Consider the following 19627-nt stretch of genomic DNA (forward strand, 5'->3'; position numbering starts at 1 on the left):
CCGCTCCTGACGGTCTGACCGGCGGCTATAGTAGCAAAATTCATGCAACTGCAGGAGCGCCGCTATTTCAGTTCATCGTCGATATTTAGCGTGAGCGATCGGGAATCACGCAGCTTGCGGAACCAGCTCGCTGATTTTTTCGCACGCCGCGCCCGGTTGTTGGCGAGGTCAATTTCAATCAGCCCATAGCGATTTTTGAAGGCATTCATTGGTGAAACGTTGTCGGTAAACGCCCACAGCATGTAGCCGTGACAGTTGGCACCGTCCTGTTTTGCCCGCAGCGTCTGCCAGAGGTGTTCGCTAATGAAATTGATGCGGTAGTCGTCTTCAATCACGCCATCGCTGTTGCGGAACTGGCCTTCGTTTTCAATACCCATCCCGCTTTCCGCCACGAACCACGGAATATTGCGGTACTCATCTTTGATACGCATCGCCATGTCGTACACGATTTGCGGGTAGATTTCCCAGCCGCGCGATTTGTTCATCCGCCGCCCCGGCAGTTCAAACGGCTCATAGTAATACGCCGGATGGAATGGGGTTTCCGGATGCCACGCGCGCGACGGTGCTTTGACACGATGTGGGTAATAGAGGTTGATCCCCAGCTCGTCGACGGTGTTAGCGCGGATAATCTCCAGCTCTTCCTCAGTGTGATCCCACGCCACATGGTGCTGCTCCAGCAGCGTGAGCAGTTCAGGCGGATACTCGCCTTTCACCATCGGGTCAAGAAACACCCGGTTGTAGAACAAGTCATAGCGCTCAGCGGCACGCACATCGTGCATCGCTCGCGAACGCGGGTACGTCACTTCCGGATTCAGGATACAGCCTACGCTGCCGCGATAGCCTTTCTCACGGAACAGTTTCACCACCCGCGCCGTCGCCAACACTTTGTGGTGATTCCACTGCATCCAGGTGCCGGTATTTTGCTCGTACGGCCAACGCAGCGCGTCGAGATAGACCCGCGTTTGCACCACAATCGGTTCGTTGAAGGTAAACCAGCGCGTCACTTTATGATGATAGCGTTCGAAGACTTTTTCGACGTAGCCCACAAAAAGGTCGACCACTTTTTTCGACGCCCATCCGCCATACGTTTCCAGCAAATAGCCCGGCAGCTCATAGTGCTCGAGGCAAATCATCGGCGTGATGCCGTTGGCGTTCAGCTCCTCAAACAGCGCATCGTAATAAGAGGCATACTCTTCATCAACGGTGACATTTTCATAATCGATGAGGAAGCGCGACCAGTTAATCGAGGTGCGATAGTGGGTCAGCCCAGCCTGTTTCATCAGCGCCACATCTTCACGAAAACGGTTGATGAAATCGGTGGCGACCGCCGGGCCGTAGCCGTCGTGCCAGACATGCCTGTCGTTTTTGTACCAAAGGTCTGGCCAGGAATCCTGGCCCTCTTTTTTGCCGCTCCAGCCTTCCGTTTGCCATGCGGAAGCCGCAGCGCCGAGAATGAAATCCTGTGGGATAGTAACTGTTTTCTGGCTCATGGCGTCCTCATGCGTTCTCGGTGGCCTGTTGCGCCTGTAACTGCGCCTGTTCGGCACGGCGGGAGGCGATTTTCACGAACGGCAGATAAATAATGATCGAGGTGACAATACAAATCAGCTGGGTAATGACCGCGCCCATGGAACCGGCGGTGGACAGCCAGGCGTTGATCAACGGCGGCGTGGTCCATGGCACCATCACGACGGCTTTGCCGGCGAACCCCGCGGCGGTAGCGAAATAGCCAATGGAGCCGGTCACCAGCGGAGTGATAATGAACGGGATCGCCAGGATCGGGTTGAGCATAATCGGCATGCCGAAAATTACCGGTTCGTTAATGTTGAACAGGCCGGGGCCCATCGACAGCTTGGCGATTTCCTTCATCTCTTTGCGTTTGCTGGCAATCATCACCGCAATTAGCAGGCCAATGGTCAGGCCGGACCCGCCGATGCTCATGTACACATCCCAGAACGGCATGGTGATGATGTTTGGCACCTCTTTGCCCTGCTCGAACGCACTCATGTTGACGGTGATCGCCCCTAACAAAAGCGGCTCGCGGATAGGCTTAATCATCTGATTGCCGTGAATGCCGATCACCCAAAACAGCTGGGCGACAAACATCAGCAGCAGAATACCTGGCAGGCTTTGCATCACGCGTTCCAGCGGCTGCTGCACCACCTGATACACCGCATCATAAAGATACATACCGGTCAGTTGATGGAAAACGAAACCAAAGGTGGCAATCACGGTGGTGGTGATGATCGCCGGGATCAGCGCTGAAAACGACGCCGAAACGTTCGGCGGCACGGTATCCGGCATTTTGATCTTCAGGCCCGGGCGTTTTTCCAGCCAGCAGTAGATTTCTACCGACAGAATCGCGATGAACATGCCGAGGAACAGGCTGCGGGTGTCAGAGAACTGACGCAGCAGAACGTCTTTCACTTGATGCATTTGCCCGTCGACCATCATTTCTACGGTGGTCGGCGTCACACAAATAAAGCAAATCACCGCCAGCAGGCCGGGGAACAACGTTTTGATACCGTTGATACGGCCCAGTTCGATGCCGATTAAAAACACCGCGCCGATGTTGAGAAAATTAAGCGTGGCGTAGTTTATAGCCCCCGTTATCGGCTTGAGTGCCGCCAGGAATGACAGGGACTGGAAGCTGGCGAGACCGTTTTTCGGGTCCAGCACCATATTGGAAATCAGTACTGAAAAGGCGCCGACGATGATCACCGGCATGAGGGTTATAAAGGAAGATTTAATCGCCATGATATAGCGGTAGCTATTGAATTTTGTGGCGAAACTTCCCAGAGAATCGATGAGCTTTTCCTGAAATGCCATAAAGGTGATACCTCAAATGTGGGCTTTTATCAAAATGGGTTTACAGCCTTGGTCCATTTGGCATACCAAAAATAGCGAGGTGTTGGACAAAGTTCTGTGACTGAGGTCTCACAGAGCGATGTGGCATTCCAAATAAATACCAATTCACAGCATTGGCATACCACGCAGTTTTTGGCAGGGATATTTCAGCGAAACGCTGTCAAAAGCGTGATCGCGATGGTTATTTGTAACGAACGCAGACGATATGCCCCTGAATGTCTGTGATAAACTGCAACCATCATGGCGTATCAGGAATCAACAATGGCAACAATGCTGGATGTCTCACTACGCGCTGGCGTGTCAAAAGCGACCGTTTCCCGCGTACTGAACGGCACAGGTCAGGTAAAAGAAAGCACCCGTAAGCAGGTGTATAAAGCCATGGAAGAACTGGGGTATCGCCCTAATTTTTTGGCGCGCTCGTTGGCGAATCGCACCAGTAACAGCATCGGCCTGGTGGTCTCGACGTTTGATGGTTTTTACTTCGGACGTTTGCTGCAACAGGCCTCGCGTCAGACGGAAACTCACGGTAAACAGCTTATCGTCACCGATGGCCACGACACGCCAGAACGTGAAGAACAGGCGGTGCAAATGCTCGCCGACCGCCAGTGTGACGCCATTGTGCTCTACACCCGCTTTATGAGCGAAAAGGCAATCATGAAGCTGATTAACTCCATCGACATGCCGGTGGTGGTTATCAACCGCGACCTGAGCCAGGCCCGCGATCGCTGCGTGTTCTTCGAGCAGCAGGAGGCCGCATTTCAGGCAGTGGAATACCTGATTTCTCAGGGCCATCGCGATATCGCCTGTATTACCGTGCCAATTCATACGCCAACCGGTAAAGCACGCTTGCAAGGCTACCGCAGCGCGCTGGAAAAGCACGGCATTGCCTGGGATCCTGACAAAGTGAAATACGGAGATTCGGGGATGACGCGCGGCTACGAGCTGTGCCTGCAGTTGCTGGAGGAAAACGCGACGTTCAGCGCGCTGTTTGCCTGTAACGATGATATGGCGTTAGGGGCATCGAAGGCGCTGCATCAGGCGGGCTTACGAATTCCGCAGGATATTTCTCTGTTCGGATTTGATGATGCCCCCAGCGCAAAATGGCTTGAGCCGGGGCTTTCAACGGTCTATTTGCCTATCGACAACATGATAACCACCGCTATCGATCAGGCAATTAAACTCGCCAACAATTTGCCTATCGAAACCCTGCCGCCGTTCACCGGAAAACTGGTGCTGCGCGACTCGGTCACAACTGGCCCGTTTTATCAGAACAGTTCCAGCGCCAGCAGTTCCTGAATGGACTGACGACGACGGATAAGCCGCGCGCTGCCGTTGTCGTACAGCACTTCCGGCAACAGCGGGCGGCTGTTGTAGTTGGAAGACATCGACGCGCCGTACGCCCCGGTGTCATGCAGCACCAGATAATCTCCCGGTACCACCTGCGGCAGTTCACGCGTTTCCACTTTCCCGCCCTCCTGCTGGGTAAATACGTCGCCGGATTCACACAGCGGGCCTGCCACCACCGTTTCAACCTTCTCAGCCTGCGACAAATCGCGACCGTCCGCCGCCAGAGCGGAAATATGGTGATAGCTGCCATACATCGATGGACGCATCAAATCGTTAAAGCCTGCGTCAATCAGCACAAAATGACGACTGCCCATGTTTTTCACGCTACGCACCTGCGCCACCAGCACGCCGGATTCCGCCACCAGGAAACGCCCCGGCTCGATTTCCAGTTTCACCGGGTGACCAAGATGTTTAGCGATTTGCTCGCGGGCAGCATTCCACAGACCGAAATAGTGCTGGGTATCGATGGTCTCATCGTCGTAACGATAAGGGATCGACAGGCCGCCGCCAGCTGAGATGGCTTCCAGATCCTGCCCAAACTCAACAACCTGACGCACCATCGCGCCGCACACTTGCTCAAGATGACCATAGTCCACCCCGGAGCCGATGTGCATGTGAATGCCCACCAACGTCAGTTGATAACGCTGAATGACTTCCAGCGCATCCGGCAGGTCGCTGTACCAGATGCCGTGCTTGCTGTTTTCGCCGCCGGTGTTCGTTTTCTGGCTGTGACCGTGGCCAAAGCCCGGGTTCACACGCAGCCATACGCGATGCCCCGGCGAAACGTCCCCGAGCTGCGCCAGCATATCCACCGAACCGGCGTTCACCGGAATTTTCAGCTCAGCTACGCGGGCGAGCGTCGCGTTGTCAATCATATCGGCAGTGAACACGATATCGTCCGGGTGTGATTCAGGATCGTATCCCGCCGCCAGCGCTCGTTCGATTTCACCCAATGAAACGGAATCCACCTTCACGCCCTGCTCACGCATCAGGCGCAGGATGTGGATATTGGAGCAGGCTTTCTGCGCAAAGCGCACCACGTCGAACTGGCTCAACTGCGCAATTTGCTGGCGGATAATCTCCGCATCATAAACCCACACCGGACAGCCAAACTCGGCAGGCAGGCGCAGCAGGTTCTCGGCATTGAGGTCAGTTTCAGTCGTATTCAGTGGGCGTGGCATGGTGAACTCCGGTGTATTTGCTTTTAACCGATTACGCCACAGCGCTTGTCGAATAAAAAATATCGTTTTATCCAGACTTCATGCAAAATTGATATAGACCCAAGTAACTTCAAGATGCAGGTAGGCGGCAATCGAATGAATCCCGATGAGCTTACTCAAGTAAGTGATTCGGGTGAATGAGAGCAGCCAACACCCCTGCAACTTGAAGGGCGACGGGTATAGATAACGTCATGAAAGGAATTACCATGCCCGCCGTAAATTTGCGCCACATCGAAATTTTTCATGCGGTGATGACCACTGGCAACCTGACGGAAGCCGCGGCGATGCTGCACACCTCTCAGCCAACCGTCAGCCGGGAGCTTGCCAGGCTTGAGAAAGTGCTGGGCCTAAAACTGTTTGAGCGCAACCGTGGACGTTTGCACCCGACGGTGCAGGGGCTGCGGCTATTCGAAGAGGTGCAACGCTCGTGGTACGGGCTGGACAGAATTCTCAGCACCGCGGAAAGCCTGCGGGAATTTCGTCAGGGCGAGCTATCGGTGGTGTGTCTGCCGGTATTTTCGCAGTCTTTTCTCCCGGCGTTGTTGCAGCCATTTCTCGCTCGCTACCCGGATGTCAGCCTGCAAATTGTCCCCCAAGAGTCGCCGTTGCTGGAGGAGTGGCTATCGGCTCAGCGCCACGATTTAGGGCTGACAGAAACATTGCACACGCCGCCGGGCACCGAACGTACGCCGCTGTTGAGTATGAATGAAGTATGCGTGCTGCCTGCGGCGCATCCGTTAGCCCAGAAAACCGTTCTCACGCCGCAGGATTTTGAAGGCCAGAATTACATCAGCCTGTCCAGAACGGACAGCTATCGCCAGTTGCTCGACGGCCTGTTTACCGAACACGGCGTGCACCGGCGGATGGTAGTAGAAACCCACAGCGCGGCATCCATTTGCGCGATGGTGCGGGCGGGCACAGGGATTTCCGTCGTCAACCCGTTTACCGCGCTGGACTATGCCTACGGTGGAGACAACAGTGGCATCGCGATCCGCCGATTCAGCGTGGATGTCCCCTTCACCGTCAGCCTGATTCGTCCACTGCACCGACCGGGCTCAGCGCTTGTCGATGCGTTTATCACGCACCTGCAAAACGGCATGCCGTCGCTGGTCACGCCGTTGGAGGAGATGCTCAACCGCGTCAGGAAAGGATAAAGTCAACGGCGTCGGAGGCGTGCAACGCCGCAGTATCAAACACGGGAATGGGGCTGCGTTCTGTCGGCACCAGCAGACCAATTTCGGTACAGCCAAAGATGACGCCTTCAGCGCCCTCACCGACCAAACGTTCAATCACCTGTAAATAGTATGCGCGTGACACCTCGGTGAATTGACCCAGGCACAGCTCTTCAAAGATTATCTGGTTAATACGCGCGCGCTCGTCGGCATCGGGAATAATCGTGTTCAGCGAAAATGCCTGTTCGAGGCGTCCTCGATAGAAATCCTGTTCCATGGTGTAGCGCGTGCCCAACAGCGCCACGTTTTTAACGCCCTGTTTTTCAATCGCACGCCCGGTGGCATCAGCGATATGCAAAAACGGTACGCCGCAGCGTAGCTCGATGTGTGAGGCCACTTTGTGCATGGTATTGGTACAAAGCACGATGCCTTCGGCGCCAATGCTTTCCAGATTTGCCGCCGCTTCAGCGAGGATCTCGCCCGCTTTATCCCATTGACCCGATGACTGGCAGGTTTCTATTTCCTGAAAATCAACGCTGTGCATGAGGATCTTCGCCGAATGCAGGCCGCCCAGGCGCTGCTTGATCCCTTCATTAATCAGACGATAGTAAGGGATCGTCGATTCCCAGCTCATACCGCCAAGCAGGCCAATCGTTTTCATGGAATCTCCTTTTTCAGTGTTTTCGACAGTGAAACAGAGTTGTGATCAACTTTCCACTTCTCCACGCATAAGTTTTCATTTCTGGCTGGCTGCGATAAGTTGAATGAAACAATGTTTCACTCTGAGGTTCAGACTATGTTTGTACAGCATAAAGACACCATACTGGAAGATTTGGGCAGCGGCGTGAGCCGTCGGATCCTGGCCCACGGTGGCAAAATGATGGCGGTAGAAGTGCATTTTGAGACCGGGGCCGTAGGGCCGATGCACAATCATCCTCATGAGCAACTGACCACCGTGCTGTCCGGCGAATTTGAATTTACTATTGGCGATGAAACGCAGATTGTCCGCGCCGGGGATACGCTCTACAAACAGCCCCACATAATGCACGGCTGCGTGTGCCTGAAAGCCGGTGTGCTGCTCGATACCTTCACGCCAATACGTGAAGATTTTCTGTCATAAAAAAGAGAAGGTTACCCTTCTCTTTTTGCTGATTTTTTTACCCGGGAAAAACGCGCGCTTATGCCGTTTTTTCCTCAAGTAGCCGTGGCGCCAGACGAGATTCACGAGCGTGCTGGAACAGCACCACGCCACAGCCAATCATCCCGCCCAGCAGAGCCGCCAGCAGTACGATCAGCGATTTTCCTGGGCCATCTTTTTTCACCGGCAAAGACGGTGACAGCTGATAATTGACGACAGGGAACTGAACGTTCTGAATATTCAGCTGCTCAATTTTTTTTAAGCGATAGTCGCGGTTAAGAATTTCGGCATTCAGCTCGGAGACATCGCTCATGGCTTTTTCGATTTCCAGCTTCTTATTGATCCCGTCGGTGCCGAGGGTCACTGAGAAATCCGGATCGTCTTTTATCGTCTGGCCATTGCTGTACACGGGTTTATTAATTCCCGCCGCTTTTGCCACCTGCAAAGAATAATTGAGACGTTTTATTTTGGTCTCTTTTTCATATTCCAGCTTCGCGCGATCCAACTCCAGACGCTGTTTTTCGACCTGGATTTTCATCGCCACGGTTTCGTTGATATTCGACATGGTCTGTTTGACCACTTTATCCGCGACGAACTTCATGTAGCCAGCCAGAATACTTTGCGTTTCTTCAGGCTGCGGACCGGTAAAAGAGAGCGTCCAGGTATGATACGGCGTCGTGGGTTCTTTCTTATTGCTCGCATCATCTACGGCTTTCATTTTCTCAGAAACCGCCACCACAGCGCGATACAGCTCCGCGGGTTCAACGTCGACACCGTCGAACTGGCTCATCAGTTGCGGTGATGATTTCACGAACTCTTCCAGCATTACGGAAGAGTTAAATTTCTTGATGAAGAGATTAAAAATACTGGCGCTGTCGACGCTGATATCCACGTTCAGCACCTTCAGCGTGGCGAGAAGCGTGTTGAGCGGAACCAGTTGGGTACGCTCAGCCGAGGTGATCACCGCGCTGCTGGTCCATTTTTGAGGCACACAGAAGCTAATCGCCAGCGCCATCAGCGCAAAACTGAAGACGGTTCCCAGAATGCGTTTTTTCGCGCGCCATAGGATGTCTACTAGCGCCAGGAGATCGATTTCATGCCCATTGTCAGGACGGGGGAAAGGAATAATAGCGTCCGATTGCGGTTTAATATCCATAGTTGACATAGTGTACGGGTCGTTGCGTAGGGAGGTAATTTCGCTCCAATATATCCCCTCAAGAATTTTCTGAAAACATTTAATTTCAGAAAATCCGCTATTGCACACTACACAGGGGCAAGCCAGGCACTGGCGCTTTGTTTTCCGTGCCCCGGAGAATACCTACGCAAATACGTAGTTGATTAATACCGCTACTTGTTTTAATGCACATAGCTCTGTGCGCAAAAATCAGACCCTTGTTGTCAATAAAAATGCGTATAAATTCGCACCGTCGATTTACGCCCATTGCATTTATCGTGTGAATATACGAAAAACCCCACTATTCAGTGGGGCTATCATTCAAAATCTGAGAGATTATCGCGCCAGCCAGCCGCCATCTACCGCAACGGTATAACCGTTGATGTAGTCTGAGGCGCTGGAGGCCAGGAAGACGACCGGGCCCATCAGATCAGATGGCAAACCCCAACGGCCCGCAGGGATACGGTCGAGGATTTCGGCACTGCGCTGTTCATCGGCACGCAGCATTTGAGTGTTGTTGGTCGCCATGTAACCTGGCGCAATCGCATTCACGTTGATCCCGTGTTTTGCCCATTCGTTAGCCAGCAGACGAGTGACGCCCATCACGCCGCTTTTCGATGCGGTGTAAGACGGCACACGGATCCCGCCCTGGAAAGAGAGCATTGAGGCGATGTTGATAATTTTGCCGCCGTTACCCTGGCTGATGAAGTGCTTCGCCGCTGCCTGCGCCATGAAGAACACGGCTTTGATGTTCAGGTTCATGACGTCATCCCAGTCTTTCTCGCTGAACTCAATCGCGTCCTGACGACGAATCAAACCGGCGTTATTAACCAGAATATCGATATGACCAAACTCGGTCACCGCGCGCTCCAGCAGCTGAGGAATGCCGTCGATATTACGTAGATCGGCGGTCAGGCTCAGGAAGCGACGACCGCGGGCGGTGACTTGCTCCATCGTTTCAGTCGGCTCGACGATGTTAATACCGACGATATCGCAGCCCGCTTCTGCCAGACCAATCGCCATGCCCTGCCCTAAACCAGTGTCACAGCCGGTGACTACCGCGACTTTGCCTGCCAGTGAGAATGTGTCGAGAATCATAGTAAGTCCTTATCATTTCGCGCCTGTTTCAGACAGGCAAGTTTATTGGCTGTCCGCGACCTAGCGCAGATCCTTCACAGCAACGTGGTCCATATCATCGAAGACCTGGTTTTCGCCAACCATACCCCAGATGAATGTATAAGCCTGAGTGCCCACGCCTGAGTGAATAGACCAGCTCGGTGAAATCACCGCCTGTTCGTTGTGCATCACGATATGCCGCGTCTCCTGTGGCTGTCCCATCATGTGGAACACGCAGGCGTCATCGGCCATGTTGAAATAGAAATAGACTTCCATCCGACGTTCATGGGTATGGCACGGCATGGTATTCCACAGATTGCCCGGGTCCAGTTCGGTCAGGCCCATGCTGAGCTGACAGGTTTCCAGAACGTCCGGTACAAAGTATTTATTGATCGTGCGACGGTTACTGGTGAGGTTATCGCCGAGCGTCACCGGTGCCACATCGGCAGGGGTCACTTTTTTGGTCGGGAAGGTGCTGTGTGCTGGCGCGCAGTTATAGTAAAACTTCGCCGGTTTTACCGAATCGACGCTGGCGAACACCACTTCTTTCGCCCCCTTACCGACGTACAGCGCATCGCGATGGCCGATTTCGTAGCACTTGCCGTCGACCGTGATAGTGCCAGGCCCGCCAATGTTAATCACACCCAGTTCACGGCGTTCGAGGAAATAGCTAACACCCAGCTGCTTGCCCACTTCGCCACCGACGGAGACGGTCTTCGCCACCGGCATAATCCCGCCCACGATGATGCGATCGATGTGGCTGTAAACCATCGTGTATTCATCCGCGACAAATACTTGTTCAACTAAAAATTCGTTGCGCAGCCCTTGGGTATCGAGGGTTTTGGCGTGCGCGCTGTGGATGCTTTGTCTGATGTCCACGTTAACCTCCAGCAAAAGTGATTCATTTTGAAAAGCGGTTTTGCTTTTCCGTTGAGGTCATCTTAATCCTCTGCCAGAGTCTTTTCAATTGCAAATAAAACAGCGTTTCATTTTTTCTGCATTAAAATACCAGAAATGCAAATGCGATCACGTTACGGGCGAATAGCCAGCAACACGAAATTAGTAAATTGATTTAAAAACATTACGTTATGCAATCTTTAAAAGAGATCGCACGCATTAAAGAAAGAGAGTGTAAAAACAAAGATGTGTACAGAAGAGGAAAGTCGTTGGCCCGGTTAGCGGAGCGCCACCGGGCAATCAATAAAGGAGACGCTATTCGCGCTCGACGGCCAACGCCACACCCTGCCCGCCGCCAATGCACAGCGTGGCCAGCCCTTTGCGGGCATCACGCTTGATCATCTCATGCACCAGCGACACCAGAATACGACAGCCGGATGCGCCAATCGGATGGCCCAACGCAATCGCCCCGCCGTTGACGTTGACGCGTTTTTCATCCCACTCCAGCACTTTGCCGACCGAAATCGCCTGCGCGGCAAAAGCTTCGTTGGCTTCAATCAGATCAACGTCGTTCAACTGCCAGCCCACGCGATCCAGGCAACGACGCGTGGCGTAAACCGGGGCAATGCCCATTAACGCTGGGTCAACGCCGACGCTGGCGAACGCGCGGATCCGCGCCAGAATCGGCAGATTAAGCGCCATCGCTTTGGATTCACTCATCATCATCACCGCCGCCGCGCCGTCGTTAATGGACGATGCGTTGCCCGCAGTGACCGAGCCGAGTGTGTCGAACGCCGGCATCAAGCGCGCCAGCCCTTCGGCGCTGGCGTCGGTGCGCGGCTGCTCATCGGTATCCACCACCTGAGCCAGACCGTTTTTCTGCAGATTTACCACCGGCACAATTTCATCGCGGAAACGCCCGGAATCAATCGCCCGGCGTGCCTTCTGCTGTGAGCTGAGCGCCCAGGCGTCTTGCAGCTCGCGTGAAATACCGTATTCACGCGCCAGGTTTTCCGCCGTCACACCCATATGATAGTCGTTGAATGCATCCCACAACCCATCGTGGACCAGGCTGTCGATAAGTTGGCTGTTGCCCAGACGCGCACCGGTGCGACTGTCGGTTAACACGTGCGGCGCGCGGCTCATGTTCTCCTGGCCACCTGCAATGACTACATCGGCTTCGCCGCACTGAATGGCCTGGGTCGCAAGATGCAGCGCCTTCAGCCCCGAGCCGCAAACGTCGTTGATGGTTATCGCAGAAACGGTATTGGGCAGGCCGCCTTTAATTGCGGACTGGCGCGCAGGGTTTTGCCCGGCGCCTGCCGTCAGCACCTGTCCGAGGATCACTTCATCCACTTCCATGGGATCCAGTCCGGTACGTTCCACCAGCGCTTTCACCACCACACTTCCCAGTTCAACGGCCGTAAAGCACGACAATGCGCCCTGGAAGCAACCAATCGGCGTTCGAACTGCACCTACGATAACGACATCTTTCATCCCGACCTCAGCGCAAATAATCAGCGCTATAGTAGAGCGTTGTTATCAACAATTATCGTAATTGTTTAAAAAAAGTGAGTTTTATCACAAAGAAAATGACCGTCATATAACATTCATTTTACCTTGAATAACTAACCCCAATTCTCCCTCCCCCGCCCTGGTTGAAATAAGGTAAACTCGCCGCTGTTTTTTAGTTATCCGGTTTAAATATTCAAAAAATGTCAAAACTATGGTCAAAAGACGAAACTCTGTGGAGTTTCGCGTTATATGGTACTGCGGTGGGTGCGGGCACCTTGTTTCTACCGATTCAGTTAGGCTCCGCAGGGGCAATGGTGCTCCTGATTACGGCCCTGGTCGCGTGGCCATTAACCTACTGGCCGCACCGCGCGCTGTGTCGCTTTATTCTCTCCGCTAACCTGCCAGCCAACATCGGGATCACCGGTGCGGTGAACCACTACTACGGCAAGAAAATTGGCAATCTGATCACTGCCCTGTATTTCATCGCCTTCTTCGTGGTGGTGCTGATTTATGCGGTCGCCATTACTAACTCCCTCACCGAACAGCTGGCTCAGCATATAACGGTGACGCTCGGGGTGCGGATGCTGGTGAGTCTGGCGGTGGTGCTGGTGCTGAATCTGATTTTCCTGATGGGCCGCCACGCGACGCTAAAAGTGATGGGTTTCCTGGTATTCCCGTTGATTGGCTACTTCCTGTTCCTGTCGCTGTATCTGACCAGTTCCTGGCAACCGGCGATGTTCAGCGGCCAACTGACGTTCACCCCACACACGCTGCACCAGGTGTGGATCTCAATCCCCGTGATGGTTTTCGCTTTTAGCCATACGCCAATTATCTCGACATTCGCCATCGACAGACGCGAAAAGTTCGGCGATGAGGCAATGGATAAATGCAAAAAAATTATGCGGGTTGCCTATCTCATCATCTGCCTGAGCGTGCTGTTCTTCGTAATCAGCTGCCTGCTGGCGATTCCGGAAGGCTACATCACCAACGCCAAAAACGAGGGTGTGACCATTCTTTCCGCGCTGGCAATGATGCCTGCGGCACCGCACTGGCTGGCGGTATCCGGCATTATTGTGGCTATCGTGGCGATGTCGAAATCATTCCTCGGTACCTATTTTGGCGTGATTGAAGGAGCGAGTGAAATCGTGCGGGCGACGCTGAACCAGGCGGGCATTCGTAAAAGCCGCGCCTTCAACCGCGCGACCTCGATTCTGCTGGTGTCTACCCTGACCTTCGTGGTGTGCTGCATTAATCCGAATGCCATCTCGATGATTTATGCCATCAGTGGCCCGCTGATTGCGATGATCCTGTTCATCATGCCAACGCTCTCCACGTACCTGATCCCGGCCCTAAAACCGTATCGCTCGGTCGGCAGCTTTATCACCCTGATTGTCGGTTTACTCTGCGTCTCGGTGATGTTCTTCGGCTAATCTCTGATGCGGCAGGTGACTGCCGCACATTCCGTTAAACTTTCTTACCCACTTTCCTCAGGCAATCGGTTTACACTTAACCGCTAAAGCCATAATGAGGAAACTAATATGTCCAGCGTTAAACAGTCCGGCAGCTTTACTCTTGGCAATCGCGAAATTTGGCGTTTGGGTTACGGTGCGATGCAGCTCGCCGGTCCGGGTGTGTTTGGCCCGCCGAAAGACCCTGAGATGGCGGTAAAAGTCCTGCAGGCTGCGATCGACGCAGGCGTGAACCACATTGATACCTCCGATTTCTACGGCCCGCACGTGACCAATCAGCTGATCAAAAAAGCGCTGCATCCCTATCCGCAGGAATTGACCATCGTGACCAAAGTCAGCGCCCGTCGTGATGAACAAGGGAACTGGCTGCCCGCACTGTCTGCGCCGGAGCTGACTCAGGCAGTCGAAGACAACCTGCGTAACCTCGGTCTGGATGTGCTGGACGTGGTCAACCTGCGCAGCATGATTAGCGTGCATGGCCCGGCAGAAGGTTCACTGGAAGAACCGCTGGAAACGCTGATTAAACTGAAAGACCGTGGCCTGATTCGCCATATCGGTCTGAGCAACGTCACCGCAAAACAGGTGGAAGACGGCATGAAAATGACCGACATCGCCTGCGTGCAAAATTTCTATAACGTGGCGAACCGTCACGATGACGCACTGATCGACAGCCTTGCGACGAAGAACATTGCCTACGTCCCGTTCTTCCCGCTCGGTGGTTTCTCACCGCTGCAATCTCAGGAAATCAACGACATTGCGGCCAGCCTCGATGCCACGCCAATGCAGGTCGCGCTAGCCTGGCTGCTACAACGTTCGCCAAACATCCTGCTGATCCCAGGCACGTCCTCACTCGGTCATCTGAATGAGAACCTTGCCGCCGCCGCGCTCACGCTGCGGTCAGAGGCGCTGGACGTGCTGAATAACCTGCCACAGGCAGCGCAGCACTAAGTCACTCCCCCCGTTGTGCCGTCTGGTTTACATGCCGACGGCACACGTTTATTTCCGCATCCCAACGCCCTCGCCCACTATTTTTTTACGCCAGCGTAACTTTTTCATCACCTCCGGCGAACTGTAGGAGAAGACCTTTTCCCTTACGTGACTGGAGCTGACCATGATTGCTGTAAAACATCGCTTATCTCTGCTGACCGCCGCCGCGGCCTTTGGCCTTTCGCTGATGGCGTTCAACGCTGACGCCGCTCTACCGGCGGGTGCTCAGGCGCCCACTTTCCAGCTGCAAGGTGCGCTGGCGGGTAAACCGCTGACCTTCTCACTGCAGCAGGCCCTGCAAAAAGGCCCGGTGGTGCTCTACTTCTTCCCGGCGGCATTCACCAAAGGCTGTACGCTGGAAGCCCATGATTTCGCTGAAGCTACCGATGATTTTAAAAAGCTGGGCGCGACGGTGATTGGTGTCACCGCCGGGAACGTCGATCAGGTCGGGAAATTCTCCCAGCTGGAATGCCGTAACAAATTTGCGGTCGCCGCCGATCCGGGCGCGAAAGTCGCCGCGGAGTACCAGACGCAAATGCAAATGGGCGGTAAAACGCTGTCTGACCGCACTTCGTTTGTCATTGCGCCGGACGGAAAAATCCTGCTGAGCTACACCGACCGTAACCCGGACGCCCACATCCAGAAAACCATGGATGCGGTGAAACAGTACGCCCAGTCGCACTCCTGAGCGCTGGCACTCCTGAAAGCAAATAGAGACGCGCTATGCTAACCGCCCTGTTCGCCGCCTTTTTAGGCGGCATTATTCTCAACTTTATGCCGTGCGTATTTCCGGTGATTTCGCTAAAGGCGTTCGGCCTGATCCGCCATGACGGCGATCTTTCCAGCGCCCGCCGCGAGGGCCTCGGCTTCCTGCTCGGGGTCATCGTCACCATGATGATGCTGGCCGGAATATTACTGGCGGCGCGGGCCGGTGGCGCGGCGGTTGGCTGGGGCTTTCAGCTTCAGTCGCCGCTGGTGATTGCCCTGCTGGCGTTGGTCATTCTCGGTGCGGCGCTGAACCTGCTCGGCGTGTTTGAAGTCGGCTTATCGCTCCAGCGCGCGGGGGAAATTTCCCTCGGACGCGGGGCGTTTATGCGCTCGGCGCTGACCGGTGCACTGGCGATCATCGTCGCCACGCCGTGCTCGGCCCCATTCATGGCGAGCGCTATCGGCTACGCGCTGGTTCAACCTCCGGTCGTTTCCCTGGCGATATTCTTTGCGCTGGCGCTGGGGTTTGCCGCGCCGTTTACGCTGATTTCACTGTTCCCGGCGCTGGCCAAACGTCTGCCGCGCCCTGGGGCGTGGATGAACACCCTCAAACATGCGTTAGCGTTCCCGATGCTGGGGGCGTTTGCGTGGCTGGTGTGGGTGTTGGCGCAACAGGCTGGTACTACGGCGCTCGGCACTCTGCTGGCTGGTTCGGTGGTGCTGAGTTTCGCCGCCTGGCTGTACGGGATTGCCCAGCGTCGGCATCTCGCCGGACGCGGTTATCGGGTGATGTACGCCGTCACTGTCGCGCTGCTGGTTGCGATTCTGCTGCCGCTCCCGGGCGTGATGAAGCCAGTTGAATCCGTCGAAACCACCGTCAGCACCGCGCCAATCAAATGGACGCCGCAAACCGTGGCGGATCAGCGGGGGCACGGTAAAGCCATTTTCGTTAACTTTACCGCGTCGTGGTGCATCACCTGTCAAGTGAACGATAAAACCTCGCTGTCGACCCAGGCCGTGAAAGAGGCACTGGCGCGCACCGGCACGCTGTATATGGTGGCAGATTCGACTAAGTTTAATGCTGATGTCGATGACGCGCTCAGCCAGTTCGGTCAGGGCGGATTGCCGATGTACGTGGTATATCCTGCCGACGGCGGCGCACCGAAAGTGTTGCCTCAGGTGTTGACCCCGAGCATTGTGGTCAACGCCCTTAATCAGGCGGCCGGGAAAAAGGCGTGATCTCCGCAGCAGCGGCGCGCCAGACCGTTCCGGCGTCAAGCAGCAAGGCGGAATATGGGTAAGGTGGAAGTCCCGCGCGATGCGTGGCCTGCGTTTATGGCGCGCGCCCAGGCAGGTGACCGGCAGGCGTATACGCAGCTGTTGCAGACGCTGGTGCCGGTCATTCGCGCGATAGTCCGCAAACAGGTGGACGACGAGGTGCTGACCGAAGACGTGATTCAGGACGTGCTGCTCACTCTGCACCGGATTCGGCATACCTACGATCCCGCCAGCCCTTTTCTGCCCTGGCTGATGGCGATTTCTCAGGCCCGCGCCATTGATGCCCTGCGCCGTCGCGGACGCCGCGACCGAAGGGAAGTGGTTGAGGATGAGGCAACGCTGAACGTGCCCGACAACGCACTGGCCCTCAAGGCTGAGATGCTGGACGTCGGCGAGGAGCTGGACGGATTTTTAAACCAGCTGCCCGCGCGCCAGCGTCAGCTGGTGGAAGATGTGCATTTACAGGAAATGAGCCTCGCCGAAGCCGCTCAGGCCAATAATCTGACGGTCGGCGCGGTCAAATCGCTGCTACACCGGGCGTTGAACAATCTTCGTCGTTATGGAGCCCATCATGGACAGTCATGAGGCGTTAATCGAAAAACTCAGCCGAAGCGCGGCCCCCATAAAACGCACTCTGCCGGTACGCTGGCGCGTGGTGAGTTGGGTACTGCTGGCCCTGCCCACGGGTGCCCTGGCGAGCCTGTTGCTTCAGCGCACCGCCACCGACTGGTCGCAGCCGGGTGCGGCGTGGGCGATGACGCAACTGGGGCTGGCGTTTACCTTTGGCTTGCTGGCGATCAATGCGGCGTTCACTCTGAGTATTGCCGGACGCCGCCCGCTGAATATGCGCTGGCTGATGGTGCTGGCGATGGTGTGGCTGGGGTCGGTACTGGTGAATATTGGCCACCCGCCGTTGTCCGCCAGCAGCCTGCATGATACCCACTGCTACACATTTATGGTCACGGTCAGCGTGCCGATGGTAGCGCTGGTCATTGGCTATCTGCGCAGGACCCGCACGTTAAATCCGCTGCGCAGCCTGGCGCTATCCGGCACCGGCGTGGCGGCGATGGCGCTCGCGCTGCTGACGTTCTGCCATCCGGTGCATCTGCACCCGGAAGATTTCCTGATGCACCTTGCGGCGATTGTCACCATCATCGGTGCAACGGTAGCGCTAGGCTGGCGTTGGGTTAGCGCTTACTGAGCACCAGACGCGCCGCGAACAGCAGGAACGCGGCGCCGGTTGCGCGATCCATCCATTTCACCACCGCCTGTTTTTTTAGCACATCTGCCGCATAGCCCGATGCCACAATCAGCGTCAGCGACCACAATGTCCCCAGACAGACGTGAATTGAGACCAGCAGGAAGGTCCAGACAATCGGCGAGTGCCCGACAGGAATGAACTGCGGCAGAAACGAGACGTAAAACACGCCCATCTTTGGGTTCAGCACATTGCCCAACATTCCGCGCAAAAACCAGTTACTACTGCGCACATCGCCTTCAACCTGCAAGGTAAAACGCTGTCGCGGGCGCAGCAGCAGCTGAATACCCAGCCAGCACAGATATGCTGCTCCGCACCATTTCAGCACCGTATATGCCAGCTCCGACACCGCCAGCAACGCGCCAAGGCCAAACGCCACCAGAGCCCCCCAGATAAAGCAGCCCAGATCGATGCCCAGCGCCGCATGGACGGCTTTTTTGCCGCCTTCGGCAACCGACGTTCGTAGAATTAATGCAGTATCAAGCCCGGGGGTCAGCGTTAATAACGCTGCGGCGAAAGTGAATGCGAGGAGGGAATCTGTGACGGACATTTTTACGTCTCCGAAAGCGTGGAGATTACGCAAAAATTAACAATGTGGCAACATCAAAACTCAAGAATGATATCGCGAAAATGTCGTCATCATGCCCGACAGAAAACGTCGTTTTTCTATCTCATTCGGCGTTCACAGATTCGCTGCGCGCATCATGTGCGATTTAAAAACTGTTAGTGGTTGGCGGGCGTATCGCTTAAAGAAATGACAACAGGGGGCGCAATGTCCCCTGTTTTCTATGAGACCGTTGGTGGTTGCTCGTTCAAACTACGCTCTGCTCTAAGCTGGTAGAAGTAATAAGCGATGCTTGCTGTCAGGCACAACGTATAACCGAACGACTCAGCGCCTTCTTCAACCATGTTTTTCACCACCCGAAGATACTCATCTCCGAGCGCCGATTCCCATAGCGAGTGCATACCGAACAATCTTGAAAAGACTAAAATACATAGCAACCCGGAAATCATCATTCCGTAGTAAGGCGTAAGCGGATAGCGTGAAAGTTCAGCCAATGTCCTGCGAGGATGTCTTGCTGTGTAAGCAATCACAATGATGGAGGAGAATAAAGCAAACCATACCCAGCTACCGTGAGAGATGAGATCGAATAAACCATCGAGTTCCCGAATCAGCATCGCAAGGAAAAAACCACCGATCAGGAGATTACAATTACGCATGAATGCGGAGTCATTAACCAACTTGAAGTGAATGACTATTATCGCCGCAAGCATTCCTGCTTGAAGTGTTTCGGTTACGGATATCTCGCCGAGTTTATCTTGCAAAACATGCACATCGAGCCACAAACCGAACAACACAGCACTTGCCAGAACAGCAGCAAGAAGAATGTAAATCATGGTGCGTACTAAAAACATAACAATCCCATTAAGTGTATCTAACGCGATGTTACAACGTTCAGAGACACGCAGATTGGCTTAT

19 protein-coding genes are annotated in these 19627 nt (G+C 54.7%); 9 read left to right on the forward strand and 10 right to left on the reverse strand.

Annotated elements, in window-relative coordinates:
• Positions 1-62: 62 nt before the first annotated feature.
• Together MUU51_RS02915 and MUU51_RS02920 are read right to left on the reverse strand one after the other, a co-directional pair.
• A complete protein-coding gene (locus MUU51_RS02915; protein WP_258967064.1) occupies positions 63-1490 on the reverse strand; it encodes a glycoside hydrolase family 1 protein in 1428 nt (475 codons plus the stop codon).
• A 7-nt stretch (positions 1491-1497) separates the two neighbouring features.
• Entirely contained in the window at positions 1498-2829 is a 1332-nt protein-coding gene (locus tag MUU51_RS02920; RefSeq protein WP_258967065.1) for a PTS sugar transporter subunit IIC, read from the reverse strand.
• A 300-nt stretch (positions 2830-3129) separates the two neighbouring features.
• On the opposite strand from MUU51_RS02920, the gene MUU51_RS02925 reads away from it, so the two are divergent.
• Complete coding sequence (locus MUU51_RS02925; protein ID WP_258967066.1) at positions 3130-4164, forward strand: LacI family DNA-binding transcriptional regulator; 1035 nt, start codon at positions 3130-3132, stop codon at positions 4162-4164.
• Here MUU51_RS02925 and lysA read toward each other — a convergent pair.
• Positions 4134-5396, reverse strand: a complete 1263-nt coding sequence (gene lysA, locus MUU51_RS02930) for a diaminopimelate decarboxylase (RefSeq protein WP_159773804.1) — start codon at positions 5394-5396, stop codon at positions 4134-4136. The two genes, MUU51_RS02925 and lysA, sit on opposite strands and share 31 nt — an antisense overlap.
• A gap of 245 nt (positions 5397-5641) precedes the next feature.
• Between lysA and MUU51_RS02935 the strand changes: the two genes are divergently transcribed.
• Entirely contained in the window at positions 5642-6589 is a 948-nt protein-coding gene (locus MUU51_RS02935; RefSeq protein WP_159773806.1) for a LysR family transcriptional regulator, read from the forward strand.
• Here MUU51_RS02935 and MUU51_RS02940 read toward each other — a convergent pair.
• The gene (locus MUU51_RS02940; protein WP_258967067.1) at positions 6576-7268 is read right to left on the reverse strand and encodes an aspartate/glutamate racemase; all 693 of its coding nucleotides are present in this window, start codon (positions 7266-7268) and stop codon (positions 6576-6578) included. The two genes, MUU51_RS02935 and MUU51_RS02940, sit on opposite strands and share 14 nt — an antisense overlap.
• A gap of 135 nt (positions 7269-7403) precedes the next feature.
• Here MUU51_RS02940 and MUU51_RS02945 point away from each other — a divergent pair, with 135 nt between their 5' ends.
• Positions 7404-7727 (forward strand): cupin domain-containing protein, encoded by a 324-nt coding sequence (locus tag MUU51_RS02945; protein ID WP_159773810.1) that lies wholly within the window; start codon positions 7404-7406, stop codon positions 7725-7727.
• Between the two features lie 58 nt (positions 7728-7785).
• On the opposite strand, the gene wzz(fepE) is transcribed toward MUU51_RS02945, so the two are convergent.
• From wzz(fepE) to MUU51_RS02965, 4 genes are all read right to left on the reverse strand, one after another.
• Positions 7786-8910 carry an LPS O-antigen length regulator Wzz(fepE) gene (gene wzz(fepE) / locus MUU51_RS02950; protein WP_258967068.1) on the reverse strand — a complete coding sequence of 375 codons (1125 nt, stop codon included), beginning with the start codon at positions 8908-8910 and terminating at the stop codon, positions 7786-7788.
• Between the two features lie 345 nt (positions 8911-9255).
• Complete coding sequence (gene kduD / locus MUU51_RS02955; RefSeq protein WP_159773814.1) at positions 9256-10017, reverse strand: 2-dehydro-3-deoxy-D-gluconate 5-dehydrogenase KduD; 762 nt, start codon at positions 10015-10017, stop codon at positions 9256-9258.
• A 60-nt stretch (positions 10018-10077) separates the two neighbouring features.
• Positions 10078-10914, reverse strand: coding sequence for a 5-dehydro-4-deoxy-D-glucuronate isomerase (gene kduI / locus MUU51_RS02960; protein ID WP_159773816.1), 837 nt, complete (start codon positions 10912-10914; stop codon positions 10078-10080).
• 333 nt (positions 10915-11247) lie between these two features.
• On the reverse strand, positions 11248-12429 hold the full coding sequence (locus MUU51_RS02965) for an acetyl-CoA C-acetyltransferase (protein WP_159773818.1): 1182 nt from the start codon (positions 12427-12429) through the stop codon (positions 11248-11250).
• Positions 12430-12647: 218 nt separating this feature from the next.
• Between MUU51_RS02965 and MUU51_RS02970 the strand changes: the two genes are divergently transcribed.
• From MUU51_RS02970 to MUU51_RS02995, 6 genes are all read left to right on the forward strand, one after another.
• A complete protein-coding gene (locus MUU51_RS02970) occupies positions 12648-13877 on the forward strand; it encodes an amino acid permease (RefSeq protein WP_258967069.1) in 1230 nt (409 codons plus the stop codon).
• A 108-nt stretch (positions 13878-13985) separates the two neighbouring features.
• Positions 13986-14864, forward strand: a complete 879-nt coding sequence (locus MUU51_RS02975; RefSeq protein ID WP_258967070.1) for an aldo/keto reductase family oxidoreductase — start codon at positions 13986-13988, stop codon at positions 14862-14864.
• A 163-nt stretch (positions 14865-15027) separates the two neighbouring features.
• Positions 15028-15591, forward strand: a complete 564-nt coding sequence (locus MUU51_RS02980) for a peroxiredoxin (protein WP_159773830.1) — start codon at positions 15028-15030, stop codon at positions 15589-15591.
• Positions 15592-15626: 35 nt separating this feature from the next.
• Entirely contained in the window at positions 15627-16850 is a 1224-nt protein-coding gene (locus tag MUU51_RS02985) for a protein-disulfide reductase DsbD family protein (protein ID WP_258967071.1), read from the forward strand.
• 54 nt (positions 16851-16904) lie between these two features.
• A complete protein-coding gene (locus tag MUU51_RS02990; protein WP_159758427.1) occupies positions 16905-17474 on the forward strand; it encodes an RNA polymerase sigma factor in 570 nt (189 codons plus the stop codon).
• The gene (locus MUU51_RS02995) at positions 17461-18090 is read left to right on the forward strand and encodes a DUF1109 domain-containing protein (protein ID WP_258967072.1); all 630 of its coding nucleotides are present in this window, start codon (positions 17461-17463) and stop codon (positions 18088-18090) included. Before MUU51_RS02990 ends, MUU51_RS02995 begins: the two co-directional genes overlap by 14 nt.
• Here the strand turns inward: MUU51_RS02995 and MUU51_RS03000 are convergent.
• On the reverse strand, positions 18077-18697 hold the full coding sequence (locus MUU51_RS03000; RefSeq protein WP_159773836.1) for a LysE family translocator: 621 nt from the start codon (positions 18695-18697) through the stop codon (positions 18077-18079). The two genes, MUU51_RS02995 and MUU51_RS03000, sit on opposite strands and share 14 nt — an antisense overlap.
• A 236-nt stretch (positions 18698-18933) precedes the next feature.
• Positions 18934-19563, reverse strand: coding sequence for a transporter (locus tag MUU51_RS03005; protein ID WP_258967073.1), 630 nt, complete (start codon positions 19561-19563; stop codon positions 18934-18936).
• Positions 19564-19627: the final 64 nt, after the last annotated feature.

The sequence above is a fragment of the Scandinavium manionii genome, assembly GCF_024764775.1.
Classification (GTDB): Bacteria; Pseudomonadota; Gammaproteobacteria; order Enterobacterales; family Enterobacteriaceae; genus Scandinavium; species Scandinavium manionii.